This is a genomic window from Nocardia sp. NPDC004711 (assembly GCF_053601595.1).
Genome location: NZ_JBSGCB010000013.1, coordinates 55,658 through 81,194, shown reverse-complemented (window position 1 = coordinate 81,194; position 25,537 = coordinate 55,658). Strand labels below are relative to the sequence as shown.

24 protein-coding genes and 1 pseudogene are annotated in these 25,537 nt (G+C 66.0%); 9 read left to right on the top strand and 16 right to left on the bottom strand.

What is annotated here, in order from left to right; translation table 11 throughout:
• The first annotated feature begins 131 nt into the window (after window positions 1-131).
• The 6 genes from ACWEKS_RS15150 (at window position 132) to ACWEKS_RS15125 (ending at window position 5,964) form a co-directional block, all read left to right on the top strand.
• Window positions 132-662, top strand: a complete 531-nt coding sequence (locus ACWEKS_RS15150; protein WP_452340630.1) for an RNA polymerase sigma factor — start codon at window positions 132-134, stop codon at window positions 660-662.
• Window positions 659-1,354 carry a Rieske (2Fe-2S) protein gene (locus ACWEKS_RS15145; protein WP_452340629.1) on the top strand — a complete coding sequence of 232 codons (696 nt, stop codon included), beginning with the start codon at window positions 659-661 and terminating at the stop codon, window positions 1,352-1,354. Before ACWEKS_RS15150 ends, ACWEKS_RS15145 begins: the two co-directional genes overlap by 4 nt.
• Window positions 1,355-1,468: 114 nt before the next feature.
• Window positions 1,469-1,960, top strand: a complete 492-nt coding sequence (locus tag ACWEKS_RS15140; protein ID WP_379384050.1) for a cupredoxin domain-containing protein — start codon at window positions 1,469-1,471, stop codon at window positions 1,958-1,960.
• Between the two features lie 68 nt (window positions 1,961-2,028).
• Window positions 2,029-2,931 (top strand): metallophosphoesterase family protein, encoded by a 903-nt coding sequence (locus ACWEKS_RS15135; protein ID WP_452340729.1) that lies wholly within the window; start codon window positions 2,029-2,031, stop codon window positions 2,929-2,931.
• A 160-nt stretch (window positions 2,932-3,091) separates the two neighbouring features.
• Window positions 3,092-4,309, top strand: coding sequence for an Ig-like domain-containing protein (locus tag ACWEKS_RS15130; RefSeq protein WP_452340628.1), 1,218 nt, complete (start codon window positions 3,092-3,094; stop codon window positions 4,307-4,309).
• A 404-nt stretch (window positions 4,310-4,713) separates the two neighbouring features.
• The gene (locus ACWEKS_RS15125) at window positions 4,714-5,964 is read left to right on the top strand and encodes an IS110 family transposase (RefSeq protein WP_452340627.1); all 1,251 of its coding nucleotides are present in this window, start codon (window positions 4,714-4,716) and stop codon (window positions 5,962-5,964) included.
• A 202-nt stretch (window positions 5,965-6,166) separates the two neighbouring features.
• Here ACWEKS_RS15125 and ACWEKS_RS15120 read toward each other — a convergent pair whose 3' ends face one another.
• Window positions 6,167-6,328: a hypothetical protein gene (locus tag ACWEKS_RS15120; RefSeq protein WP_452340626.1), complete on the bottom strand. Its 162-nt coding sequence runs from the start codon at window positions 6,326-6,328 to the stop codon at window positions 6,167-6,169.
• 639 nt (window positions 6,329-6,967) lie between these two features.
• Here ACWEKS_RS15120 and ACWEKS_RS15115 point away from each other — a divergent pair.
• Entirely contained in the window at window positions 6,968-7,177 is a 210-nt protein-coding gene (locus tag ACWEKS_RS15115; protein WP_452340625.1) for a DUF2510 domain-containing protein, read from the top strand.
• Between the two features lie 784 nt (window positions 7,178-7,961).
• Here ACWEKS_RS15115 and ACWEKS_RS15110 read toward each other — a convergent pair.
• Both ACWEKS_RS15110 and ACWEKS_RS15105 read right to left on the bottom strand, forming a co-directional pair.
• Window positions 7,962-8,561 carry an N-acetyltransferase family protein gene (locus tag ACWEKS_RS15110; protein ID WP_452340624.1) on the bottom strand — a complete coding sequence of 200 codons (600 nt, stop codon included), beginning with the start codon at window positions 8,559-8,561 and terminating at the stop codon, window positions 7,962-7,964.
• Window positions 8,558-9,838: a helix-turn-helix domain-containing protein gene (locus ACWEKS_RS15105; RefSeq protein WP_452340623.1), complete on the bottom strand. Its 1,281-nt coding sequence runs from the start codon at window positions 9,836-9,838 to the stop codon at window positions 8,558-8,560. The genes ACWEKS_RS15110 and ACWEKS_RS15105 overlap by 4 nt, the downstream gene beginning before the upstream one ends.
• 220 nt (window positions 9,839-10,058) lie before the next feature.
• On the opposite strand from ACWEKS_RS15105, the gene ACWEKS_RS15100 reads away from it, so the two are divergent.
• Both ACWEKS_RS15100 and ACWEKS_RS15095 read left to right on the top strand, forming a co-directional pair.
• Window positions 10,059-10,538 carry a hypothetical protein gene (locus ACWEKS_RS15100; RefSeq protein WP_452340622.1) on the top strand — a complete coding sequence of 160 codons (480 nt, stop codon included), beginning with the start codon at window positions 10,059-10,061 and terminating at the stop codon, window positions 10,536-10,538.
• Window positions 10,539-10,765: 227 nt separating this feature from the next.
• Window positions 10,766-11,374, top strand: coding sequence for a DUF2510 domain-containing protein (locus ACWEKS_RS15095; RefSeq protein ID WP_452340621.1), 609 nt, complete (start codon window positions 10,766-10,768; stop codon window positions 11,372-11,374).
• A 61-nt stretch (window positions 11,375-11,435) separates the two neighbouring features.
• Here the strand turns inward: ACWEKS_RS15095 and ACWEKS_RS15090 are convergent, their stop codons facing one another.
• The 13 genes and pseudogenes from ACWEKS_RS15090 to ACWEKS_RS15030 form a co-directional block, all read right to left on the bottom strand.
• Window positions 11,436-12,062 (bottom strand): DUF7257 domain-containing protein, encoded by a 627-nt coding sequence (locus ACWEKS_RS15090; RefSeq protein ID WP_452340620.1) that lies wholly within the window; start codon window positions 12,060-12,062, stop codon window positions 11,436-11,438.
• Window positions 12,063-12,070: 8 nt separating this feature from the next.
• Window positions 12,071-13,255 (bottom strand): hypothetical protein, encoded by a 1,185-nt coding sequence (locus ACWEKS_RS15085; protein ID WP_452340619.1) that lies wholly within the window; start codon window positions 13,253-13,255, stop codon window positions 12,071-12,073.
• Window positions 13,252-13,578, bottom strand: coding sequence for an LtfC-like domain-containing protein (locus ACWEKS_RS15080; RefSeq protein ID WP_452340618.1), 327 nt, complete (start codon window positions 13,576-13,578; stop codon window positions 13,252-13,254). Before ACWEKS_RS15080 ends, ACWEKS_RS15085 begins: the two co-directional genes overlap by 4 nt.
• A 46-nt stretch (window positions 13,579-13,624) precedes the next feature.
• Window positions 13,625-14,869 carry a hypothetical protein gene (locus tag ACWEKS_RS15075; RefSeq protein ID WP_452340617.1) on the bottom strand — a complete coding sequence of 415 codons (1,245 nt, stop codon included), beginning with the start codon at window positions 14,867-14,869 and terminating at the stop codon, window positions 13,625-13,627.
• A complete protein-coding gene (locus ACWEKS_RS15070) occupies window positions 14,866-15,201 on the bottom strand; it encodes a hypothetical protein (RefSeq protein ID WP_452340616.1) in 336 nt (111 codons plus the stop codon). Before ACWEKS_RS15070 ends, ACWEKS_RS15075 begins: the two co-directional genes overlap by 4 nt.
• 12 nt (window positions 15,202-15,213) lie before the next feature.
• Complete coding sequence (locus ACWEKS_RS15065) at window positions 15,214-15,852, bottom strand: hypothetical protein (protein ID WP_452340615.1); 639 nt, start codon at window positions 15,850-15,852, stop codon at window positions 15,214-15,216.
• A 2-nt stretch (window positions 15,853-15,854) separates the two neighbouring features.
• Entirely contained in the window at window positions 15,855-16,160 is a 306-nt protein-coding gene (locus tag ACWEKS_RS15060) for a hypothetical protein (protein WP_452340614.1), read from the bottom strand.
• Entirely contained in the window at window positions 16,157-16,555 is a 399-nt protein-coding gene (locus ACWEKS_RS15055; RefSeq protein ID WP_452340613.1) for a hypothetical protein, read from the bottom strand. Before ACWEKS_RS15055 ends, ACWEKS_RS15060 begins: the two co-directional genes overlap by 4 nt.
• Complete coding sequence (locus tag ACWEKS_RS15050) at window positions 16,555-17,829, bottom strand: peptidoglycan DD-metalloendopeptidase family protein (RefSeq protein ID WP_452340612.1); 1,275 nt, start codon at window positions 17,827-17,829, stop codon at window positions 16,555-16,557. The genes ACWEKS_RS15055 and ACWEKS_RS15050 overlap by 1 nt, the downstream gene beginning before the upstream one ends.
• A complete protein-coding gene (locus ACWEKS_RS15045) occupies window positions 17,826-18,401 on the bottom strand; it encodes a phage gene 29 protein family protein (RefSeq protein WP_452340611.1) in 576 nt (191 codons plus the stop codon). Before ACWEKS_RS15045 ends, ACWEKS_RS15050 begins: the two co-directional genes overlap by 4 nt.
• Window positions 18,398-20,101: pseudogene (locus ACWEKS_RS15040) on the bottom strand (Gp37-like protein). Before ACWEKS_RS15040 ends, ACWEKS_RS15045 begins: the two are co-directional and overlap by 4 nt.
• Window positions 20,098-21,030: a phage tail protein gene (locus ACWEKS_RS15035; protein ID WP_452340610.1), complete on the bottom strand. Its 933-nt coding sequence runs from the start codon at window positions 21,028-21,030 to the stop codon at window positions 20,098-20,100. Before ACWEKS_RS15035 ends, ACWEKS_RS15040 begins: the two are co-directional and overlap by 4 nt.
• Window positions 21,027-25,535 carry a phage tail tape measure protein gene (locus ACWEKS_RS15030; protein WP_452340609.1) on the bottom strand — a complete coding sequence of 1,503 codons (4,509 nt, stop codon included), beginning with the start codon at window positions 25,533-25,535 and terminating at the stop codon, window positions 21,027-21,029. The genes ACWEKS_RS15035 and ACWEKS_RS15030 overlap by 4 nt, the downstream gene beginning before the upstream one ends.
• Window positions 25,536-25,537 lie beyond the last annotated feature (2 nt).

The window sequence follows — 25,537 nt, the reverse complement described above, 5'->3', positions numbered from 1 at the left end:
GAAACGTCCCCGCTGTAACCCCGGGCGCTATCTACTGACAGACGTGAACACGCGTCTATGTATTCGTTGGATGCGGGAAGCGGCGGTTCATGGTGCGACGGGTCGAATCCGAGCACCGGACGCAGCCTGTCTTGAGCTCGAGCTCGGGTCGGGAGTTGCGGCTGGTGTCCGGTGACAGCTACGCCAGCTGGGAAGCGGTGTACCGGGACAATGTCACCTGGGTGTACGCGTTGATGTTCGGCAAGGTTGGCAACCGGGCCGACGCCGAGGATCTGACCGCCGAGGTGTTCACGGCAGCGCTCAAACCGCTGCGCATCACGGCGAGCGCCCCGGAGGTGCGGGCCTACCTGCGCGCCACCGCGCGCACGGTGCTGGCCGCGCACTGGAAGGCGCGAATGGGCCGGGAGATCACCACCATCGAGGGCGATATCCCCGATGAACCGCCCGAGGAGTTCCACGACTCCGGGGCGGAGGCCCGCGCCAAGGCGGTGCTGGCCGAACTCCCGGACCGCTACCGCCGCATTCTGGAACTGCGCTTTCTCCAGGGGCTTTCGGTCCGGGAGTCGGCGCAGAGCCTCGGTGTCACGGTGGCGAATGCGAAGGTGTTGCAGCATCGGGCGTTGCAGATGGCGTCCCAGCTGAATGAGCGAGGTGTGCGGTGAGCGGGCGGGAAGTGCGGCGGTTCGTCGACGAACTACTGGCCGGAAAGAAGTCCACGGGCTTCCGGCCCGATGAGGCCGAGGCCGAGGAGATGCGCACGGCCATCGAACTGCGGGCCGCGCGCCTGGGCAGCGACGCGCCCAGCGAGGAGTTCCTGAGCAGTCTGCAGCGCCGGCTCGCGGCCGAGATGGACGAGGAGCCGACCCCCTTGCACCCGGCGAACGGCTACCGCCGCCGGAACCTGCTGATCGGCACCTCCGCGGCCGCGGCCGCCGCCACGGTCGGCGCGGTGGTGGATCGGACCCTGATCGGGCACGGGCAGCCGAGCTCCCCGCCCGCCGCCAAGCAGGCCCCGCTGTCCCCCAATACGGGCGCGTGGCTGCCGATCGCCCGCTCCACGGATCTGCCGGAGGGCGCGACGATCGCGTTCGATGTCGGCACCGTCAATGGATTCGTGCGCCGCGACAAGGGGAATCCGGTCGCGGTTTCCGGCGTGTGCACGCATCAGGGCTGCAAGCTGTGGCTCGACGCCCCGGCCGAGCGCCTGCGCTGCCCGTGCCACTCCACCTCCTTCTCCATCCAGGGCGAGGTGGTCACCCATCAACTGCCGGTGGCGCCCGCGCCGTTGCCCACCGTCCAGGTCCGCGAGAACAACGGCACCATCGAGGTTTTCGCGCCCACCGAACCCGCCTAGCCTCCAATAGCGTTGGTGCACAGCGGTTTCCGTCCCATGTAACCCCCGCCCCTATCTATGGATGACCGGTTCGCAGCAGCGAACGGAACCATCCCGGATGGAGGCCCGGACCCCATGACACCCACCCGCAGCCGGCGGCGCGCAGCCGTCGCCGTCACCGTCGCCGCGGCAGCCCTGCTGACGGCGAGCGCGTGCAGCTCGAACGGCGGCGGCAAAGCCACGGACAATGCCGCCCCCGGCTTCACCTTCGCTTCCGGCACCGCTACGCCCGGCATGGTGCCGGACGGCAGCGGGCCGACCGGTATGCCCGGCATGTCCATGCCGGGCTCGTCCGCCCCGGCGGCGGCACCGGCCGGCCCGAATGCTGTCAACATCGACAATTTCGCCTTCGGGCCCAGCTCCCTGACCGTCAAGGTCGGCACCACGGTGACCTGGACCAACAAGGACGAGGAACCGCACACCGTGGTCGCCAACGACGGCAGCTTCCGCTCGCCGACGCTGGGCAACAACGCGACCTACACCTTCACCTTCTCGAAAGCGGGCAGCTTCGCCTATGTCTGCTCGATTCATCCCTTCATGCACGCGACCGTGGTGGTGACCCAATGAACACTCGCAACCCGAACGACCGGTACGCGGACTTCGAGGACGAGGACGCGGCCCGCGATCCGCAGCAGATGACCCGCCGCCAGCTCATGCGGCACTCCGCCTGGTTCGGCGCGGCCGTGGGCCTGGCGGTGGTGGGCGGCGAGGTGGTCTCGCACGTGGCCGGCACCGCGCTGGCCGCCCCCGCCCGGCCCACGCTGCGGTTCGCTCAGGTCAGTGACAGTCACATCGGTTTCACCGGTACCGCCAACACCAGCGTGACCGATACCTTCACCGAGGCCATCTCACAGGTGAATTCGCTGGGCTACGAGCCCGACTTCGTCATCCACACCGGCGATCTCACGCATCTGGCCACGGCCGAGCAGTTCGATCAGGTCCATCAGATGATGCAGGGGTTCAAGACCCCGCACGTGTTCACCGTTCCAGGAGAACATGATTCGAGTGACGACGGCGGTTCCCGATACCGGTCGGCGTTCGGGAACGGCACGCGGGGGGACGGCTGGTACAGCTTCGACATCGCCGGCGTCCACGTGATCGGGTTGGTGAATACGCTCAATCTCAAGGATCTCGGACACCTCGGGCAGGACCAGCTGGACTTCGTGCAGAAGGATGTGGCCGGATTGTCCAGTGACACACCGATCATCGTGTTCAGCCACATTCCACTGTTCGCCATGTACCCCCAATGGGGCTGGGGCACAGACGATGCCACCCAGGCGCTCAGTTATCTGAAGCGGTTCTCCTCGGTGACCTGCCTCAACGGCCATGTGCACCAACTGTTCACGAAGACCGAGGGCAATGTGACGTTCTACAGCGGCACCACCACGGCCTATCCGCTGCCGAAACCCGGTGACGGGCCTGCACCCAAGCCGGTGACGCTGCCCGCGGGCAAGCTGCGCGATGCCCTGGGCATCCGCGAAGTCACGTATCAGAAGGGTCAACAGCAACTCGCTATCAAAGAACAATCGCTGAAATGACCACTGCCCAACGGCGTGTCGCACACGGGTCTCACATCGTTGTCATTTCGTCAGCATGACCGGGCGACGGAAGATCGGAAACGGAGGGTAATCTACTACGCTGGGCAGTAACAAGATGCTGTGCAGCAGTGCGGCGCACGGCGATTACAGGAGGGAAGCTATGCCACCCCGCCGTTTTCGGACGAACGCCGCAGCGAGCGTATTGATCGCATTGGTGCTGGTGCTGGCGGCCTGCTCGTCCAATCTCCCGAGCGGGAATGTGGGTCCACGCACTCCGGTCGCGCAGTCCATCACCATCACCCCGGCGCAGGGCACGGACAAGGTGGATCCGTCGGCGCCGGTGAAGGTGAGCACCTCCAGCGGAGTGCTGACCGATGTCACGCTCACCAATGAGGACGGCAAGGTCATCGAGGGCACCTACACGCCGGACAAGACGGCATGGAAGCCGAACGATCAGCTGGGCTACAGCCGCACGTACACGCTGAAGGCCTCGGGCATGGACGTGACCGGTCCCACCGGTCCGGTCACCTCCAGCTTCACCACCATCGCCCCGAAGAACCAGACCAAGGTGTATCTGAACACCACGGGCGGGCAGGCGATCGTCGACGGCAACAGCTACGGCGTGGGCATGGTCATCGTCGCGCACTTCGACGAGGACATCACCGACCGGGCCGCGGCGCAGAAGCGTCTGGTCGTCACCACTGATCCGCCGGTCGACGGCGCCTGGTACTGGATGGACAACCGCAACGCGCACTGGCGGCCCAAGGAGTACTGGAAGACCGGCACCAAGGTGAACGTGGCGGCCAACCTCTACGGCGTCGAGGTCGGCAACGGCCTGTTCGGCCAGGAGGACTCCAAGGCCAACTTCGTCATCGGCCCGTCGCACGTGTCGATCGCCGACGACAACACCCATCAGGTGCAGGTGTTCGAGAACGGTCAGTTGATCCGCACCATGCCCACCTCCATGGGCCGCGGCGGCAGCGAGACCATCGCCGGCAAGACGTTCACGTTCTGGACCATGCCGGGCACGTACACGGTCATGGACAAGGCCAACCCGGTCATCATGGACTCCTCGACCTACGGTCTGCCCGTCAATTCACGGCTCGGATACAAGGAGGCCATCGGCTGGGCCACGCGCATCAGCACCGACGGCATCTATCTGCACCAGCTGGATTCCACGGTGTGGGCGCAGGGCAATACCGACACCTCACACGGCTGTCTCAACCTCAATGCCGAGAACGCGCAGTGGTTCTTCAACTTCGCGCAGCCCGGCGACGTGGTGGAGGTGCACAATACCGGCGGCGCGCCGCTCGAGGTGTGGCAGAACGGCGACTGGACGCTGAGCTGGGATCAGTGGGTTCAGGGCTCTGCGCTCTGATCGAATACATCCGAAGGCTCCTCTCACCAGCGCAACCGCCGGACAGGAGAGGCCTTCTTCGTTGGCACTGTAGCTCCAGCTGTAGCTTACGGCGCGGACGGGCACTCGGGCCTGTCCGCGCCAGTCGATTTCAGCTAAAGGTAGAGGTGGAATCGAGTACCCATGCCCGACACCAGGGGTGCGCCTCGACGGGCATGGGAGCGTGGGCGCTGGCGCGCCAGTCCAGACGCTGGCCGGTACCGAACTACAGAGCGGAGCAACAGTTGACGACTGGGTGCATGCCTGCCGCTGTGACGGCTTGGCGTTTTTGGTCGCGTGCTGGCGCTCTGCTGGTGGCCTGACTCGCTCATCAACCGAAGGCAAGCTTCACAACTGCTGCACACGCATGCGCGGCAGGTCACCCCGTGTCGAGTATTCGTGAAGCAGAGGCGGGCATGGGTGGGCAGGGTATGTGGGCGGGCGTCGATATCGGCAAAGCCGCCCATCACTGTGTGGTCATCGACGAGGCGGGCAACCGAGTGCTTTCTCAGCGAGTCCGCAACGATGAACCGTCGTTGACCGGCCTGGTTGACGCAGTCACTGCACTACAGGCGCACCCGATCGTCTGGGCTGTGGATTCGAAAGGTGAGTTGGCGACGACGCTGCTGACCTTGCTGCATCACCGCGGGCTGAGGGTCGTGTATCTGTGTGGCCGAGCGTTCCACTACTCCGCTCAGACCTATGCCGGCGAACGCAAAACCGATGCCCGCGACGCGGCGATCATCGCCGACCAGGCTCGCCAACGTAACGATCTACCCGTCCTTACGCCCTGCGACGATGTAACCGTGGCGCTGCGTGCACTGCTCTCCCATCGAGCCGGAGTGTCCGCGGATCGAGTCCGGGCGATCAATCGCCTCCGCGCATTGCTTAGCGGGCTCAGCCCAGCGTTGGAAGCCGCATTCAGCTTTGCCCAGAACAAGGGTGCTGTCGTCCTGCTGACCGGCTTCCCCTCGGCCGCGGCCATCCACGCCGCCAGCGACACCGCGATCTTGGATTGGCTGTCCGGCCGGGCACGCAAAGCTGACACCCTCCTCGCCGCCGCGCGCGCTGCGGCCGACAGGCAAGCAATTGAACTGCCCGGCCGCATCGTGCTCGAGGACCTCGTCCGCGAGCAGGCCGCGACAGTCCTCGACCTACAGGCCAGAATGCAGGGGCTCGACAAGACCATTACCAGCCGATTCCGTACTCACCCGTACGCGGCGATCCTGGAGAGCATGCCCGGATTCGGCCCCCACCTCGGCGCCGCATTCACCGTCGGCATCGATGGCAGCATCCACACCTATCCCACTGCCAGCCGGCTCGCTGCCGCGTGCGGTCTCGTGCCCATCCCGCACGACTCTGGCAGCATCAAGAATAACCACCGCAGACCGCGGTACTACGACCGGCAATTGCTACGGGCCTGCTACCGCAGCGCCGAATCCGCCGCCCGCTACGACCCTCGGGCAACGTCGTTCTACCAACGCAAAAGGGCCGAAGGCAAAGTCCACCAGCAAGCCGTGATCGCGTTGGCGCGGAGGCGAGTCGACGTGCTGTGGGCCATGCTGCGCGATGGCACGCACTACCGATACTCCGTACCAGAGGGCAGCGAGGCGGCGTCCGGCAACGGCACGGCCTGACACGGTCCGCCCCCGACCCTTCCCGTACATCACTCCACTGCCACGAAACCGCCTACTGCCGTTGGTGTTCCGCTGGGGCTATCGATTGGTCTGGCGTCGACGGGCCGCCGCGGTGATCAAGGCGAGTGCGTCGTCGCCGTACGCTGCTTGCTCGGCGAGGATGGGCGGCAAACGTCGTCTCGTGCGACAGGATTTCACAGGGTCAGGTGATGGTCAGCTCGGCGGAGACGGTCTCGGTGAGTACCTGCGCTTGGTCGTAGATGACGAAGTTCGTTACAGGGGCGCGGTACTCGGCGTCCAGCGGACGGCTGGTTGTCCGGCTGATGTCCTGTGTCCGTCGTCGCCGCCACAGTGGCCGATCCACCTACCTTGAGCAAATGGCCGAGCCCACGCCCGCCCTCACTCATCCGATTTCGTACGCCGCCGAGCGCATCGGCGCACCCTCCGAAAACTGGCTCATGCGCCAACTACGCGCGCAGAGGCTCCCGGGCAGAAAAGTCGGACGATCCTGGAGGATGACTGATACCGATATCGCCGAAGCTATCGAACTCCTGGCCAGCCCTGCAATCAGGAGGTCCGCGAGCCTCGACGAGACCGCGGCGTCAACAGCCTCCACGCAGGCATCCCCGCCAGCCGGCTCGATGGCCGCTGGACTCACTCCCCGGTCTCGGGCGCGATTAGCTCGAAAATACAGGCAGTAGATACCTACAGCCGAATGCCCTCGCAGCCGTCCGCAGTGCTCGCTCGTGCGCTGATATAGAGACCTTTCAGTTCGCGAAGATTGCGAATGATGCAATGCGCCAAATAGTTTGAGCCCTGCGTGCTACTGTGCGGCGTGCCGGATGTCCTGGCGGGGAGGAAAGCGCGAAGGATGGGGCTCTTTCGAAAGACAGCAAGTCTTACAACCATGGGACTCGTGCGATGGAGCACTCCCGAAGAGCGATCTGCTAAGTACGCGCGGCAGACACGTAACGCCACCCGCGCCCAGGTTGCACAGAACGCCATGCAGCTCGAGATGCAGCGTCAGCAATTGGCTGCGCTCGACCACGCGAACGTGCGTGAAGCGATGCGGCCGAACCCGACTCCGCCCGGCTGGTACGGCGATCCCGGTTATCCCGGCCAGCTCCGTTGGTGGGATGGAATCCAATGGACACAGCACGTGCAGGTCGCGACCTCCGCTCCGCCGCCGCCCCAGCCCCCGTACATGCGCTAAAGACCTGACTAGGCGGTTTCGCCCTACGGCTTCGGGGGGCGACGTGGCGGGCTACCTCGGACAGCGGTCGGCGGTCAGTAGCCGGTGCCATCCCAGGTTTCGACCTCGAGGGGCCGCGACCACCGAGGCGTCGACCGACTCGGTGGTCCGGCGCGATTCCTCTTCGTGATCAGCTTGTTCAGTTCGTTGCTGTACTGCGGCCGATAGGGGTGACCCGCCAGGGGCTGCGTCCCGAGCGCTACCGGGGCAGAGCTCCAGCGTGCTGCGGGCAGAAGACGCCGACAGCGATTGAAACGAAGAGCTCCGGGTTGCTTACCCGACCCGCATATCGACGCACCTTGCTGTACGGCTCCGAATCGTTCAGGCCGTAGCAGATACTCTCGGCATCCACGTACCTGAGATTCAGCGAAACCTCGCCCGTGAAGCTCATATCGCTCATCTGAAGCTGTCGATCAAACTCGACCAGCTTGCAGGAGTCGAGAAACGGCCCCTCCGAGGAGGGAGGCTTAGGCAGGTAGTTCGCATCGATAACTGGATGGCAAGATACCGCAGTCGTTGTCGTTGCAGGCGAGCTGGAGCTGACTGGAGCCGCCGAAGTAGCTCGGCCGGTGACACTGGCGCTGCTGGTATCAGCGCCACATGCTGCGGCGAACAAGGCGACCGAAGCCACTGGCACTGTCAGAAACTGGCTGGCCCGCAAAGATATCCCCGATGTTTGGTAATGCTCTTGCCAAGACAATCAGATGTATCAGGTCCACTGCGTGCCCGAAACCAGACGAATCAGTCACCGAATCGGTCGTTTCTGCCGCTTCGGGAGCTCCCGGATAAGGGCGTCGAAATGCGGTGCGTTCGGCCAGCTGGGTTTGAGAACGCCGACCTTCGACCAGCCCCAGCTGAGATAGGCCCGGTATGCACGGGCATTGTCCGGCTCGACAAGCAGCGTCGCGCGCTCTTCCGGGCGAGTTCTGAGGATCTCGTCATGCAGGGCGCGCGCGATGCCGCGGCCGGTGTACGGCTTGGCGACCATGATCTCGGAGAGGGCGAACGTGCGTCGGCCGTTCTCGGCAACAAACGCCGCGCGGTCCCCGGCGTCCAGGTGAAGATTTGTCCACCAGCGACTATCCGCGGTCAGCGGCCACCCCCACGTCTGCCCAACCGGCTCGCCATCGATTCGGCCGACGACAAGTTCGAATCCTCCCGCTTTCGGATCGGAGTAGGCATCGAACCGATGCATGAACGCATCGGGCGCTTCGAACGGGTCTCCGGCGTCGATCGCGTCAGCGTAGGCGGCGCGGTAGATGGCTTCAACGACGTCCCGGATACCGCGAGCCTGCGCGGCGGTATACCGGGTGAAGGTAAGACCCTGAATTACGTTGGTGCTCATACCTCTACCTTGCTCGATACCGCGTCGAACCGCTCGCAGAAAGCTTCAGCGAATGCCAGCTTGTCGGCGGCCGTACGGATCGGTTCGAGCACCTTGATCGTCCTCGGCGATCTGAGATCCTGCTCGAGCTGGTCGAGCACCTGGGCCCCTTCGGCGACCGCGGCGGCGAGGTCGCCGCCGCCCGCCAGAGTCGCAGCCTTGCGCGCTCGATAGAACACGGCGTTCCTTCCCGCACCGCGTTCCATGGCGCCGAAAAGCTCGACGGCGGTTGCGGTGTCGCCGAGCCGTTCGTATCCGCGCGCCTCGTGAAATTTGATCTCGCTGCCTGAGACGAATTGAAGCCACACCGGGCACTGCTCGATCGGCTCGTGGTCGGCGGCCTGCTCCATTTCGCGCCAAGCAACCGCGATGGCGCGGATGAACCGCTCGCGGTCGCCCATCTGGGCGTGCGCCTGGGCTTCCCGGGTCGCGACCAGTGCATGAATGCGAGCGGGCGGACGGCCGCGCAACAGGTTTCGCGCGAGGCCGGTCAGGCGCAACGCGTATTGCGGACTGCCCTCGCCGGTCTTGGCCAGCGCGAGTGTCTCCAATGAGCGAACCATGCACGAATGGATGGTCACGTCGTCGTCTCTCGCCTGGTTGGCGACGGCGAACGCGTCGTTCGCGGATCGTCTGGCCTGAGTGACGAGGGTCGAGTCGAAAGCCAGCCATGAAGCCGTGGCCGCCAAATGGCCGACCGCCGAGAGGTAGGTCGCTTCCGCTTCGGAATTGCCGAACGTCGCGGTGTCCAGCGCGCGCACGGCCCGTTCGGACTGGGCCAGGACGGTCCGGACGAGCGGGGCCCCACCGACTCGGCGTGCCTGGTCCTCAATGAGATTGACATACGCCGCCATGCGACGCGTGTCGCCGTGTCCGATGTGCAGCGTCTCTGCCGCTAAGGTCCCGGCAAGCACCTTTCCAAACTCCCGACGGTTCACGTCGTCGACCACTTCCTCGCTATGGAGTTCCGCGGCGCGATCCATGGTGGGCGGTCCGGAATACAAGCGGGCTAAGGCACTTTGGAACCGCTCGTGTTGTATCAGGTCGAGCCGCGCGAGCTGGCTTTCCATGTCCTCGACAGTCTTGTGTCTGCTTAGTTTTCGGCCCGCGGGAAGGTTCTCCCACTTCTGGACCGCATGGATTGTGTAGCCGAGTGTTTCGGCGAACTCCTCCTGAGTCTGGAGCAGAGCCTCGCGTAAGGCTTTGACTTCCGCGCTCGTCCAATCGCCAACGATCATCTAGCCCCCTCGGCCGAGTCCGCAACACCCGTAGCGGAAGCGTACGACCGTCGTAGGGGTTCCGTACATGGGTTTGCCCTGATCACTCGGTAATGCTGGGAACAGCCCCGGTGCCGGGATGGACGCTACTCCGGAGCGTCGACCGCGCGCCCCCGTTTCGATCGGCCGGCGGTACCTCGGCACCGGGTGCATCCCAAACAACTCACTGAGGGAGCGAACCGTGACGGACACACCGGAACCGGACGACTACCCGGACTCGCTAACGGAAGCGCTCGAGATCGCACGAGCCAACGAGCAGCCAAGCAAGGCCGTGATCTACATCTTCCGTCCGTTGCTCACCACGAAAGCGGACCTGGACTGGGCCGAGTTCTACGCCCGGCAACGAGCTCACGCATTGGGCCTGCGCGTTGTGCGGGTGCTCACGGTGGACAACTCGAATCGGGATCGGATGGGGATGCTGTACCGGCTGCTCCGCCAGATCGATTGCGCGGTCGTGATCACTCCGAACTTGGCGCATGTCGGCGGAAACCCCCGGCGCGTAACAGCTTTCGCTGAACTCCAGACGGTGAACCCGGTCGAGTGCCACAACTGGCGGCTCAGGGTGCCGCGCTACGAGCTGGACAAGGCGCTCGCACTCGAGCCCGCAGACCACTCCGATGCTCGGAAATATAGACGGGGGGTGACGCACGGCAGCACGTAATCAGAACACCCGATGACCCAGCGGCCCCGAGTTCGGTCAGTTGCAGGTGCGACCGCAAACCCACCTATTCACTGTCCCGCTTGCTCGGGGCCTTGCCGTGTTCGCGACGAACTCGCGAGCACATGACATTTCATGCCATGCGCCCTGTTTCGCTAACGGCGAACAAGGAATACGCGATCGTGAGGCGACGGTAATTCACACCTAAAGACACTCCCAAGGGGGCTGCGTTGTCCGATCCCACACCGCCGGTAGGCGATCCGGCCACCAATCGCCGAAATAACCGGATTCTCCTCGGTGTGCTCGGCGTCCTCGGCCTCTTTGTGCTGCTCGTCGTGATCGGCGCAATCTTCGGCAAGGACAAGGGCAAGGACACGTCCGCCGCGCCGTCCACGACGGTCGCGCCGAGCACGACCGCGCCCACTGTCATCGCTACATCCGCCGCGCCCGCGCAGCCGAGTGCAACGACGGCCGCGCCGACAACGCCAGCGATCCCTCAGGCGGCGTCCGATCCGCGGTGCGCACCGGCGGCGGCGGGGACGATCGCGCTCGTGCAGGCCGGGCTGTCGCATGCCGGGTGGTCGCTCACGAACGGCACTGTCCTCGACGCCGGTGGCCGAACATTCTTCGGCGCGACGATCGTCGACGAGTCCGGCAAGGTCCGTGAGCGCTCGGACGTTTGGGTCGTCGCGGGCGGCAAGGTGTACGCCTCGACCGGCGGGGCCCGCAACAATTCGACTTTCCCGAAGGCGTCGTCCGCGCCGTTGAGCATCTCACCGGGCGACGAGGCGGTGCAGGCTGTCGACGCCTGCGTGATTGCGCAGACCCTCGGGCGCTGAACCGCAACGACGAAAAACGCTCCCCGGCAATGATTGCCGGGGCGCGTTCTTGTTGGTCGCGTCAGAAGTCCTTGCCGGTCCACGAGTCGATCCCATACCCGCGGGTGGGGCTGCCGATCGTATCCTTCGATGAACCGACGATGCCGAAATAGCGGGTCGTCGAGTTGATCGGCACGACACCGCCGCTGTCGGTCCATGTCGCGACCGCAGTCGAGCCGCCGTTGATGTACGCCGAGTACAGGTTTCCGACGGCAGTGAATCGCCAACTGGTCGGCGAGGATATCGTCGCGCCCGTCGAGCCGGCCGACCCTTGGAAATTTGCGGTGCCGCCCGCACCTGCCCGGGTGATGATCCACAGTTTCGTGCTTGTCAGCAGTGCCTCGACCCACAGCGTGCCCGCGGAGTTGCAGCGCAGCATGACGCCGGCGTACAGGTTGGCGACGTCAGGGTTCGTGGTGGGCGCGATGGGCACCGCGGACACGTCCACGTTGTCGGTCGTCGGCTGCGTGTTGTGCCGGTTCGCCCAGATCACTGTCTGGTTGGTCGGTGCGTTCGGGGCTTGGGCGCGGTTGGTCGCGATCGCGAGGCCGGTCCCGGAGTTACCGAGCGGCGTCCAGTTCGCGCCGAGGCTCGACGCATCGGCGCGGTTGAAGTCGTCGCCAACCTGTACGCCGGCGCGGCCCGCCACTACGAACATCACGACGTCACCGCCTTGAAGCTCACCTGCAGTCCGTTGCCCGCTGGGCTGTCCGCTGTGGTGATCTGGACGGTGAGCCGGTCGCCGGCCGCAACCGCCCATGGTCCGCCCGCGGTGACGGTCGTATCAGCGGCATGGTTGGCCGCCGCAATCGTCGATGCGGCAGGCATTCCGGTATTACTGCCGTTCTTGCGGACCTCGACCACGAGGTTGCCGGTACCCGCGGTCTCGCCACGGATGGTGATCGCCTGAATGCTGATCGCCCGCTCGATCCGGACGCCTTCGGGGATGATGTTGCCCGCGCCGGTCGCACGGGTTCCGGAGTGCGATTTGATGGTGAAGTCGTAGACCTGACCGGCTGCGGTCGGTGTGCGGGGATCGGATAGACGAGAGTCGTTGCCAACACAAGCGGTCGACGAGGTGGTGCCGTATGCCACGGCGAGCGTGCGGTCCGCGGTCAGGTCTCCGCCGCCGGATAGTCCGGCGCCGGTAGCGATCTGGCGGGTTGCAGGGACCGAGCCGAGGGCCGTGCGGGCGGCGGCGGCGTCCGTGGCCGTGAGCACTGCGCGCCCGACGGTGGACGAGTCGTTGATCTCGGTGGCCGGATGCGTGTGCGTGCTGGGCGGGAAGGTCGACGGCTTGCCCGTGATGTCGGTCCAGGCCGACGATCCGGCCGCGCCCGTGTCGCCTTTCGGACCGGTCGGACCCTGGATCCCCTGAATCCCTTGGTCGCCCTTCGCGCCTGTCGCGCCCGTTGCACCTTGCACGCCCTGCACGCCGGCGGGGCCTTGAATTCCCTGGGGCCCTTGGATTCCCTGTATTCCCTGCGGGCCTTGGATGGGAGTGCCCGCCGCTTCCGCTGGCCATGCGCCGGCGGTGCGACGGTACAGCTTGCCCGCCGCGAGCCAGACCGCGCCGTCGGGGGCGGACGTGGGCAGCTCGGCGTAGGTGGAGACCTGGCCGTCCAGTTGCAGCCCGTCGCCGGTGTCGCCCTTCGGACCGGTCGGGCCGGTCGCGCCTGTGTCGCCCTTCGGGCCGGGGACGGTGGACGCGGGCCCGGTGTCGCCCTTTGGTCCGGCCGGGCCCGCGGGTCCGGCGGGCCCGGGTGTGGACAGGATGATTCCGCCGGGGCGCGCTGGGGTTTCGATGGTTTCCCCGTTCGGGGATGAGCCGCGCAGGATCATTCGCCTTGCCTCGCAATCCGGCCCAGGGCCAACGGTCGCCCGCCGGCGGTCTCTCCTTGCGGGAGAAACACCAGCTGCCAAATGGTTCCGGCGGCGATCAGGTCAGAGGCGGTCGACTCGACTTTCAGGCTGGCCTGCGAGCCGGTGATCGTGAATGTCCACAGCGTCTTCGTAGGCACAGTGTCGAGCTCGAAGAACAGCGAGCCGACTGGAAAGTCGATCGGCTGCCGGTTGGCGTCGAGGTGCTCGAAGTAGCATTCGAAGTCGCGGCCGCCAGTGAGCCACACGGTGTCAGATGGCAGCTTGTCGCCGATGTTTGCCATGTGCGTCCCTCCCTTCGGGGCGGGGTCGATTCGGAATGCGTGGAGCTCACGTGCGCGTGAGCAGCCGCACGTCATTCCAGGAGTGGGAGTTGCTTCCGCTTCGCCGCGAAACCCGCAGGCCGCCCCACGAATTCGAGGTGGTGACCTTGTTGTTCACATCGGCCATGAGGACGATCTGGCCGTTCACTTCAATCCACGCCGCCTGATTCGTGCAGGCGAACGCGGCCTTCACACCGTTAGGGACGGTGACTTCAGAGGTTGACATGTAGTCCGTGAACGTCGGGGTCGCGAGCCCGCCGGTGAAGCGCGAGAGGTAGATCGTGCCGGAGAAGAAGTTCGCCGAGAGTCCCTCGCTGCCATCCGGTGTCGCGCGCAGGATCAGGCTCGCGTCCGCTCCGCCGCTGGGCGGGAAGTTGCCGCCGACGATCGCCTCGACGCGCTGGATCCCGGACGTCACGCCGGTATCGCGGATCAGTCCGTTGCTGGAGTCCGAGCCGCCGGTGACCGACCAGCTGTTGCCGACGATGGACGCGTTGCTGCCCTGCTGCGTCCACCCGTTGCCGGCCGCGCCGTCCGGGCGGTTGAAGTCGTCGTAGTAGACGCTGGACCATGGTGCGACGCTTTGGAAGTCGGACTGTTGATCGAACAGCACGAAATTCTTCATCTCCGACCAGGCCGTGCACTGGTTCAGGAAGTTCATCGCCCGCTTGCCCGGTCCCGAAGCGTAGGCGGTTGGCAGCCATTGCTGCAGGAGGGGGGTGCCATTGATGTACGCGCGCACGAGGCGGTCGCGGTCCACCAGAATCGTCATCCGGCACCATGTCCGGTTCATCAGTCCCGATAGCTCGCCGGTCTCGGCCAGGGTCTCGATGGTGTTGAGGTCGTGGTACACCATCACTTTCAGCGTGTTCCCGAGTTGTCCGACGTTGCGGTGAATCGCGATCATCGGCCTGTTGGCCAGGTCGGTAAACGCGACGGATGTCCACGTCGGCGAGATGCACGCTGCCCAGAACTGCTGCTGGACGAGCACAGCGCCGTCACAGTTCAGATCGAATTCACAGCCCCAGTTCTGGGTGAACGGCTGCATTTCGTAGCTGACGCCGCCGAGCCGCATGATCGTTTCGAAGGCGTCCTGGATTTTCAGGACATTGCCCTCGAGCCACACCGTGCGGCCGGTGTTCGTGCGCTTCCACGGTGGCTGGATCGGGTTCTCATTCGGGCGCGAGTGCAGGGCATCCAGATCGCGCCAGCCCGCCCACGCCCGATTTGTGCGGCGCAGCAGGAAACTCACGCGCTGCGCTCGGGGGACTCATCGACGGCACCGGAGATCGTCCCGCCGGACTTCGCCAGCCGGGCACGCAGCTGCAACAGCACCGCCCGGTTGCCACGCAACCCCACGGGGTCATCGGCGGCCACCAGCGGACGCAGCGCATCGGGATCGTTGTTGAATCGCGAGATCGCCGCGTCCACAACGGGTATCGCCTGCTCGGCCGGAGTCATGTCGAACAGCCCGTCCAGCTGCGTGACGCCGAATGCTGCCGCCCACAGGGCTTCTCGGTTCGGCTGGATGAATACTGTTGCGGCATAGGTTTCGCCATCGGCGAGCACCTCGAATGACTTCACGCGCTACCCCTTTCAGGCATCGATGTAGACCCCGGCCACGCATATCTGCAGGACGGTCGGCGGCACCGTGCCCGTGATCGAGGTGATGTAGGGAAAGAACCGTTCTTCGTCCAGGACGTTGACGGTGAGGGCCGAGAAATTTCGCCGCGTGACGTTCGGGTCGATTACTCCGGTGTGCGCGACGGTGTAGGCGGTGTTCATGTCGTTCCACTTGCGGGTTTCCACGGTGAGCCCGCCGTGCTGCTCCAGGAAAGCAATGTGGACGTCGGTCATGATCGCGAGTCGCCCAGCGCGCACGTTCAGCATCGGCCCCACGAGAAGCTCGTTGGCGCCCAGCAGTACTTCGGCTGAGGCCGCCACGAATTCCAGGCTCCATTCGGTCGCTAGCGCGTAGGCGATATCAGCTTTCTCGACGGCGTTGGCGGCATCATTCGCCGCGGCCTGCGCCTGGGTCAACGCAACATCAGCAGCACCCTTCGCCAGCACGATCGGTTCCCGCACTTGGGAACCCACAGCGTTCTGGGCGCGGGTGTAGGCGGCGATGGTGCCCGCCGCCAGCTGCTGCTGGGTGGTCTCCTTGTTGAGGTCGGATCCGAACTTGCCGCCCACCACGAACGCGCCGTCGGGTGCGGGTATGCCGGGAGTGGTCACGCCTAGACCTCCTCACGCAGCCGTTCAGGGATCTCGGGTGCTGGCGGTACCGTCGTGCCGAGGCGGTAGGCAATGGCGGACTCGGCGATATGGCGGGCCTGTACGCGGATGAACCGGACAGCCTCACGGAACAGGCTCTTGGAGCGCTCCAGCTCGGCCTCCAGGTGCACCACACGGTTGGTGAGATCGGCGATCTGCCGACCCTGCACCTCAACCCGATGAGCGCGGCGGCGGTCGAGGTAGGTGAAAATCGCGCCCAGGATGGCCACGGCGCCGGTGCACGCCGCGGTGATCAACTCGGGGCTCACAGGCCACCCCCTCGCCAGCGCATCTGCTCGAGCTGCTTCGCCCGCTTGACGGCCGCGGCCATGCTCGCGGGGTCACCGGTGATGTTGAAGGTCTGCCCGGCGAGTGCCTGGTCCGCGTCGGCAGGCCGGCCATTGTCGCGCGGCTCGGCCGCCAGCCACGGCACCCACATGGCGAGCGCCAGGTTGACCGCGGGCACGGACATCACGCGTGTGATCGCGGCCGAGATCGCCAGCGCGGTACCGATACCCGCTGCCGTGGTCGGCAGCCCGGACGAGGCGACGATCAGTGGCATGGCGGCGGCCAGGCCGACGATGAGCTGAAAGCTGGTGCGCGCCAGGGTCCGCCACGGGTAGCGGACCTGGCTCGCGGCCTCAGCGGCAGTGTGCTGTCCCATCACTTGCCGCCCTCGAGGGTCCGGCGGATCTCGGCGATATCGGCGCGTACCTCGGCCAGCGCCTCGACGAGGGTATTGTTGCGCTGGTCGTCGATCTTGGACTTGCCGAGGATGCTCCAACCGGTGAACCCGCCCTTGCCGTTGTCGGGCCCGAGCAGCTGCTCGCGGGTGTCGCTGGTGTTCTTGTCCAGCCACCACAGCAGGTCCCGGATCTTCAGGGTGGTGCCCTTGAAGTTCTTGATGATCGCGTCGAGCATGCCAGTCTCCTCATTCGGTGCGGGGGTGCGGTTTGCCTTGGCCAGCAGGACATCCCACGGGAAGCCGGGGCCGGGGTCGGTGTGGTCGGTGGCGTGCCAGGCGTCGACGGTGTCGGCGTGCCCGCCGACGCCGGACTGTCCGGCGCGCATCTGGGCGCCGGAGAGTTTCACCAGCGGAATGCCGTAGCGGGCGGACCAGTCGCGCAGCACACGGGCGGCGGCGTCGAGCTGGGCGGGGCGGGACAGCCATTCGTCTCGGGTCTGACGTGAGTAGCCGAGCAAGCACAGGTGTAGGCCGCGCTCGTTCGCGGGCGAGCCGGCCGCCCACGGGACATAGTTGTCGTCGTTGCTGCGCCCGATCCGGCCGTCGCCGCCGATGATCAGGTTGTAGGACGCTTCGGTCGCGGGGTTGGCCAGGTAGTTCAGCAGTCCGTCGACCGATCCGGTGGCCGGGCCCTCGTTGGTGTGCACGACGATCAGTGAGCAGCGGGCCGGGTCACGTGGTCCGGAATCGTTGGGCGACAGGATCGTCACGTCGGCGTCGAGCTGTGCGGGCATAGGGGTACCTCCTGGTGTGCTCGGCTGCCCTGCGGGGTCGCCCGCTCCGGCCAGCCAGGTCAATGGGTCGCGATCGCTTCCGCCGAATCGGCCGGACGGTCCCCAGATTTCGAAATGCAGGTGAGGGCCGGTCGAGCCGCCCTCGCTGCCCACGTCGGCGATGTGCTGTCCAGCGGTCACGCGGTCGCCGAACTTCACACGCAACGATGCCGGGGGCATGTGCCCGTACACGCTGTCGACGCCGTGCTCGGCCTGGTGGTCGATCACCAGCCAGGAGCCGAAACCGCCTGGGTCGTCGTTGATTCCGCAATGCGCGACCCACCCGTCGGCGACGGCGTAGATCGGGGTGCCGAAGTCGGCGGGGAAGTCCTGGCCGCGGTGGTCGGGCCGGGCGGGTGTGCGGTAGCCGTCGCCGAGCCGGTAGGTACCGGCGCGCAGCGGCATAACCTTGCCGCTCACGGCCGGCCCCCGCCATGGCGCTTGAGGATTCCGTTGCGCGCCTTGCCGTGACGCTCGGCGTAGACCACGCGCGCGGCCTCGACCGGGTCGTCGTCGAGGCCGCGCAGGTACGCGCAGACCTCGGTGACCGAGTGGGCGGCGGGGTCGAACCGCGGCGGGGTGTCGATGGCGTCGACCTCGGCCGCGCGCGGCTGCGGTTCCTCGGGTTCGTTGATCCGGTAGCCGAGAAACCGCAGCCGCTCGACCTGCGCCTCACGCTCGCGCATCGTCATCTGCGCCGGGTCCTGAATCACGATCGGATCGGCCTCGGGGGTATCGAGCGGAACCCACTGCGCGGCACCGTTGAGCGGGGTCTGCTCGCCGCGGTAGGGGCGCACGTACTTCTTGGTCGCCGCAGTCGGGTCGATCGGTGGGCAGCCGACCTCGGTGAGGTGCTTGGAGATCGCGCGGGCGATCGGTTCGACCAGGATCATCGGCTGCCCGCCGCCGATCGGAATCGCTTGCAGTGCAGGCAAGAACCGCTCTTCCGGGTCGTCGGGGTCGATGTCCTCGAGCCGCCAGATCTTGCTCACAGCATCCCCAGCTCTCGCGCGAGGGCTGCGACTTCTTTGATCATTTCCAGGCCTTTCACGATGGGGTCCTCTTCTTCGCGGTGGCCGACCACGAGGGCGAACAGGGGTGTGCTGTTGCGGTCCCACGAGATCGTGATTTCGGTGATCCGGTCGACGTAGATGACGCCGGCCTGGCCGTAGTCCTTGGTTGTGGTCCCGATGCGGGTGCCCAAGTACGCGTTGCCGTGACCGTTCTGGCCGATCCGCAGACCCTCGTATCCGTCGACCACCGTGATCTGGTGGGTCGTCTGCTCCCTCGTCCGCCACCAGCCAGCCCTCAGCGCTAGCAGGGCCGAGAGGGTATAGCCGCGATCTGCGCCGTCGCATAGGGTTTCGTGCAGGTGGCTCCAGCCCGCCCGTGCAGCACGGTCGCGGTCGTGGTGCTTCATGTACGCGAACAGCGTGTCGGTGTAGAGCGGCTTGAGGATGGCATCGACCGCGCCGCCGATCGGCGGGATGAACAGCGCAGCGGCCACAAGATCACCGGCCATGTTCACCGCAGCGGATATGGCCTCGTTCACGCCGTAAGCGGAGTGGCCGCCCGCGACGAAGCCGACGTCGGTGGCCGCCCGCCATTTGAACTTGGACGACTTGATGCCGGTGCGGTCGCCGTCGCGCAGGATGATGCCGGGCGCGCGAGAGATGGTGCCCTTGTAGCCGGGCTGGCTGTACTCGGGCGGGAACGTCGGGTCGAGAATCGTTTCCTCGCCGGCGTTGAACCCGTCCGAGTTGATGATCGTGCGGGCCCGGTCGAGTCCGTTGAAAACGTCTCCGCCGAACGATGTTTCGATATCCCAGTTCGAGGAGTCGACCAGGTCCCAGACCAGCGTGCCGTGCCGCAGGTTCGCGCCGGGCCAGGGCGGCGGGTCGCCCTCGAGGTAGCGCCGCGGCAGCCACGTGATCTGTGCGTCAGCCGCGACCGACTTCTGCACGTCGTACATGTACTTGAAGCGCGAGTGGATGATCGCGTTCTGGCTGGTGTCCTCGCCGATCGCGGTCGGCGCGACGACCTGCTGCCAGTTCGACTGGTCCAGGTCCAGCCAGCCCGCGCCGTTCATAGGGTCGGCCGGCAGCTCCCAGGGCAGCCCAGCCTGGAGGCGGAACAGGTTGACGAACAGGGTCAGCTTGAGGGCCCAGATCGCGGGCCCGAACAGGATCCAGGTGCGTGGGAACTGGACCTCTGGCGGTAAGAATTCAGGTCTTTGCCTGCCCCCCTACCCGTAGGCAGGGGGGCAGGCAAAGGGGTTGCAGTACACCAGGATGTGCTTGAGGTGCTCAAAATCGTGTTTGAACGTTGCACGCACGACACGCTGGCCGTCGTCGTCCTTGTCGAGCTCGACCTCATCGAGGAAGCCGGACCAGCGGGATCCTAGGTGGTCGACGGTGATGTGGACGTTGGCGGTCGGCCGGTTCTTGTGATCGGTGAGCCACCGCGCGAGGTAGTACGTCGCCGGGAGTTCGAGTGTGCCGGTGCCGGTTTCGTTCTCCAGCAGCTGGAACTTCGCCGAGATCTCGCGCCAGACGTCGCCGCGGTAGTTCCAGTCCCCATCCCACAGCCGGATGGTCGGGCGGGTGACGCGGCGTTCGTCCTCGCGCTCGAGCCGCTCGCGGATTTTCGCGAACTCGGCATCGAAGTCGATCGTTGTGGTGGTTGCTGTCATTCGAGCCCCCAGGGTCGTGGCCATTCGAGTGGGCAGCGCAGCCGGATGCCGGCACCGATGGGCGCGCCTGTGACAGAGACGGGGATCTGCGTTTTCTTCAGGCCGCCTGGGAACGGGTACATGAACTTCTTGCCCGCCATCCGCAGGTAGACCTGGGTATCGAGGGAGCTGTTGACCTGGCCGTTGCGGGCCATCTTGTCCGTGTCGATCCACAGGTGTTCACCCGCGATGAGCGGCGGCATGATCACCTTGCGCAGCGCATCCTCTTCGGCGCGCTCGTGTTCGTCACTGCCCCAGGAGTAATCGGGGATCGTCCACTTGATGCCGGCCGTGCCCTGGACGTCCCACTGCGGCCAGTTCGGATAGTCCTCGGGCAGTGGGTTCCACGCGGTGACGTACCCGGTTTCGGTTCCGCCGCCGGTGGTGTCGGTTTCGGTGATGAACTTGGTTTCGAAATCCTTCTCCACCCACCGCGGGTACGGCCCGACCAGCGGCAGCAACGCCAGCGCGTAGCCCTCGCTGTTCGGGTCGTTGACCGCCTTGATCTTCGGCTTCGCACCCAACCGCACGGTGAGGCTGCGCCGCGAGCCGCCGACCTCGACCCAGATTTTGCTGTCGCGGCGCACCGACCACATCTTGCGGAACTCGGAATCGGCTTCACGCCAGGTCATTTCGGGTGTGCCGATTATGTGGAACGCGAGGATGAAATCGTATTTGTCCTCGCGGTACCCACCGAAGTCGGCGCCGATGCTGTATGCGGTGGCGTTGTAGATCGCGGTGAACGGCGCCTCGTACATGCCATCGAAGTCGGTGCCCGAGTCCTCGTCGGCCAGGGCGACGCCCTGTTCCCACTGCCCGGGCCCGGCCACCGTGATCCACCGCCTGTTGCAGCCCTCGATCTCGATGAGCGTGTCCTCTGGCGGATTCACCGCGATACCAGCCGTTTCGCACGCTGCTGCTGGTCGAGCTGCATCATCTTCCACTCCCGTCGGAATTCGCTGGCACTCATGCCGGTGTGGAGCTGCTGGATGGTCACGGAGTTGTCGACGTTGCCCGCGGGGCCGCCGACCTGGCTGGCGGCGAAGTTGCGGGCCGCGGCGACCTGGTCACCGGTGAGCACCCATTCCTGCTGGCCGGACAGGTTCAGCGCGGCGACACCGTGCGGCAGGGGCCCGCCCTGGTCGCGCAGCACCGTCGGGACGGTGAACGTCTTGAGCAGCTGCTCCATCCAGTCCGGCGTGCCGGGCGTGACCGGGCCCTGCTTGGCGATGTCGTCCTGGCTGATCGTGGGTCTCGAGAACTGCTGCTGCGCTTGGCTTTCCGCTTGCTTGGACTGCACAGCGTCGTAGTACTTCTTGCCCTGGGTGATGGACGCGCCGACCGCGCCACCGATGTCGCCTTCGAGGCCGATCACGGTGAGGAAGTCCGAGAGCTGCCCGGTGACACCAGCTTTGACGACATCACCGATCAGGCCGACAACGCTGGAGCTGTCCGATGACCCGTTCGTCGCCTCGCTCTGTTTCTTCTGCTCGGCGACGATCGCGTTGCGGGCCTTGTAGACCGACCGATCCGCCGCCGCCCGTTCAGCGTCGGTCGACTCGGGATCGTTGTAGACGTCTTCCCGGTCGGCCTCGGCGTTGTCGAGCGCGTCCTGCAGATCGGCCAGGGTGATCTGGTCATCGGTCATCGACCCCGTCAGGTCAGGTGCCGGCGTGACATCCTGGCTGCTCTTGGCCTCGTCGCGTTTCTTCTCCAGCTCCTTGACCCGCAGCTGCGCCTGCTCGACACGGACTTGGGCGGCGTCCTTGTCGGACTGCTTGGCCTTGGGGTCGGCGAGCTCCTTGTCGCGGGCTTCGATCGCCTGCGTCACAGCGATGTTCGCTGACCGCAGATCCAGATCGTCGCTCTCGCCCCAGGTCTGTTCCTTCTTGTTGTTGCGGCTCTTCCGCTTCTTCTTGCCCGACGCGGGCGGATTGAACTCCGACTCAGGCAGGTAGTAGCGGCTCCCGAACTGGGCGTCGGACACATCGGTCGCCCCGACACCGACGCGCACGCCATTGGCTCCGGACTCCAGTCCGGTGCCCGCGAGCTTGCCGACCATGTGGGAGTACTGGCCACCGCCGCCGTTGTAGACAGCGATCGTCAGGCCGCGCCCGGTCGGGTCGGCGCCGTCGAGGAATCCCATCGAGGTGAAATTGCTCTCGGTGGTGAACCAACGCGTGTACGGGTCCAGCCCCTTCAGCAGCGCATAGGCCGCGGAGATGAGCGCGGAGCAGTCCCAGGACGGATTGCCCACGCCCGCATACTGATACGGCTTACCCGACTCGCCTTGCAGGAAGCTCAGCGCGCGGGACACCGCGATACCGCCGTTGGCCATCGGGGTCAGCTGGAACCCGAACATGCCCGCGACCGACCCGAGAATCGCAGTCGATCGCTCCCGCTTCCCAGCGGCCAGGGGAATGAAGGCCTCACCGCCCGTTTCGGGTTCGGCCCACTGGTACAGGCGGGCCCGCGGGGATTGGATCGTCGCCTGCCCGGGGAGCGGGCCGTCGATGCCGCCCTCCGCACGCGGAAGCACCATCGGCGCGCGCCAGCTGCCATCGGCGGTGGCCTTCTTGTACTCCTCCTCGTAGTTGATCGTGACCTTCTGGGTCTTGTCCGGAAGGTTCTTGCTGATCAACTCGTCGAGCTTGGAGATCACGGCCTGCAGATCCGGGGCGGTGACCTTCACGATGCCGGGCTTGCCGTTGACCTCCTCGATCTTGGCGCCGGTGGCCTCGAGCTCCTGGCGTGCCTGAGTTGTCAGGGCGTCGACAGGGATGGTGATGCCGTCGGCGTTGGTGCGCAGCAGGCTTTCGATGACGATGAGCTGCTGCTCGACGGAGTCGGCGCCCTTGAGGTTGGCCAGGATCTCGATATCGGTGGGCAGGTAGCCGAGCTGGGTCGCCATCTGCCGAACTTGGTCAGCGGTGAGACCACTGGCTGCGGCGAGCTGGACGAACTGCTGCTCGTTCTGTGCGAACACCTGGCCCATCGGCACGCCGGCCTCGGCCGCGGTGATCGACGAGTCCTTGATCTTGGTGAGGGCCTGATAGAGCTTGTCGCCGTTGCTGGTTGCCGTGTTGACCGAGCCGTCCTGGCGGACCAGCTCCTCACCGAATCCGGCGGTCTTGTCCCACACCTCGGTGGTGGCCTGCGCGGTGTCGCGGACGGTCTGGTTGTACTTGGCCAGCGCATCCTGCGCGGAAACGGGCTTGCCCGACAGCAGGTCCAGCGCGGTCTTCATCGCGTTGATCCGGTCACCAGCCGAAGCTGACGTGTCCGACAGCGTCTCGATCGCCTGGGTCAGTGTCGCGAAGCCGGGCGTGGTGTCCTTGGCCGTCTCCTGGATCGCAACGATCTTGTCGCGCAGCTCCTTGAACTGGGACTGCGCGAAGCGGCCATCCTGGCCGAAGCCCTGGAGTTTCGCGGAGAGATCATTGAATTTGCTGGTGTCCGAGAGCGTTTCGGCCAGCTGCTCATCGGACATCTTGAGGTCGTCGATGATCTTCTTGGCGCCCTGCCATCGGTCGGCGTACCAGTTCTTGTCGTACGCGTCGCCGAGCTTGAAGGTCAAGGCCCCCTTGGCCTTCTCGAAGAATCCGGCCCGGTTGCTGCCCGCGTCGTCCAGCGACTTCTTCATGATGCCGAGCTGGCTGACCACGTTGGAGATCGCCTTGTCGTCGAACACGCCGCCGTTGAGCGAGAAGATCTCGGACAGTTCGCTGCGCGCAGTGCCGATCTCACGCATGGTCTGGCGCATCGCGTTGGCGTGGTCTTCAGCCCGCTTGAACTCCGAATACAGCTGATAGATGGCAGCCGCGGCCACGGCGATGCCCACGACCCACGGGCCACCCAGCATGCTCACGACACCACCCACGGCCGACCGCATCCCGGTCGCGGCCGCCACGACAGTGCCCTGGGTCCGGGCGAAGTACGTCGCGCCTGCAGCGGCGTTCCGGTACGCCTCACCCATCTGGCCGAGAGCGGGCACCCGAGCCTGAACGGTCGCCATGGCCGCACCGAACTGGGACAGCGTGACCCCGCTCGCGGCGGCGAGGCTGCGCTGCACGGCCATCTGTTCGCCGAACCGGGCGAACGCTGCGGTCGTCGCTGTCAAGCCCGTCGAGATCGCTGTGCCGATCGAGGTTGCCCGGAACAGCACCAATGCCGCTATCGCCGCGTGCACCGGACCGGGCAGATCCAGGAATGCCTGCGCCACAGGCGCAACCGCACGCCCGACGCCGATGAGCGCGTTCGCGCCGTCGTGCAGTCCGTCGACCAGCCGCGGTGTCTGGTCGGTGACGAAGTCGGCGACGTTCTTGGTGAACTGTTCCAGGGGCCCCTTGATCAGGTCGTAGACCTCGAGGGCGAGGCCTTCGGTGGCGTTCTGCACCATCTCCATCGCGCCAGGAAGGCCCTGCATTTTCGCGGCGGCCACATCGGCCGCTGCGCCTTGGCGCGACATGGCGGTGTACATGCTGTCCCAGCCGGGCACGCCCTTCTCGGCGGCGATGCCGGCCAAACGCATTGCGTCCGAACCGAACAGGGTCGCGGTCGCGGCCTGATACATCTCGGGCGTCATACGCTGCGAGGCGCCTTGGAGCTGCTCGAACAACGAGCGCAAACCGATGAACTTGCCCTGGCTGTCGTAGACGGTCAGCCCGAGTTCCTTGATCGCGGACTGGGCGGGCTTGCCCTGATCTGTCAGTGCCAGCAGCGCCGACTTCAGCAGGGTGCCAGCATCGGAGCCTTTGATGCCGGAGTTGGCGAACATGCCCAGCGCGGTGGCGGTGTCCTCGACCGACAGACCGAACTGGTGCGCGACCGCGCCCGCGGCCTGCAAACCGTATGCGACGTCGGTGATCTCAGCGCTCGACGCATTCGATGTGTTGGCGAGCACATCGGCAACGCGGGTTGCCTCGGTCGCGGACAGGCCGAAGGCTTGCAGCGCAGAGGACTGGATCGTCGCGGCCTGAGCGGCCTCGATCTGCGCGGCCGCGGCCAGCTGCAGGGAGCCCTTCGCGGCTTCCATGGACTGCTCGACAGTGAAGCCGCCCTTGGCGAGTTCGGTCATGGCCGCGGCGGCATCGTTGGCGGAGGTGCCTGGCAGCGTGACGTCGTTGCCGAGCTGCTTGGCCTTCTCCGACACCGCGGCCATCTGTTCGGCCGTCGCGTTCGACACCGCCTTCATGGTGTTCAGCGACGTCGTGAACTCGTTGCCGACACTGATGACCTTGCCGAACGCGGCCGCCGCACCGCCGCCGATCGCCAGACCCAGGGACGCACCGAGCCCAGCCGCCAGGCCAAGGGCAGGCGAGAGCCCCGACCGCAGGCGGCCCGCGAACTCTCGGGTGTCAGGGCTGACCAGGATGTCGATCCGACCACCCGCCATGG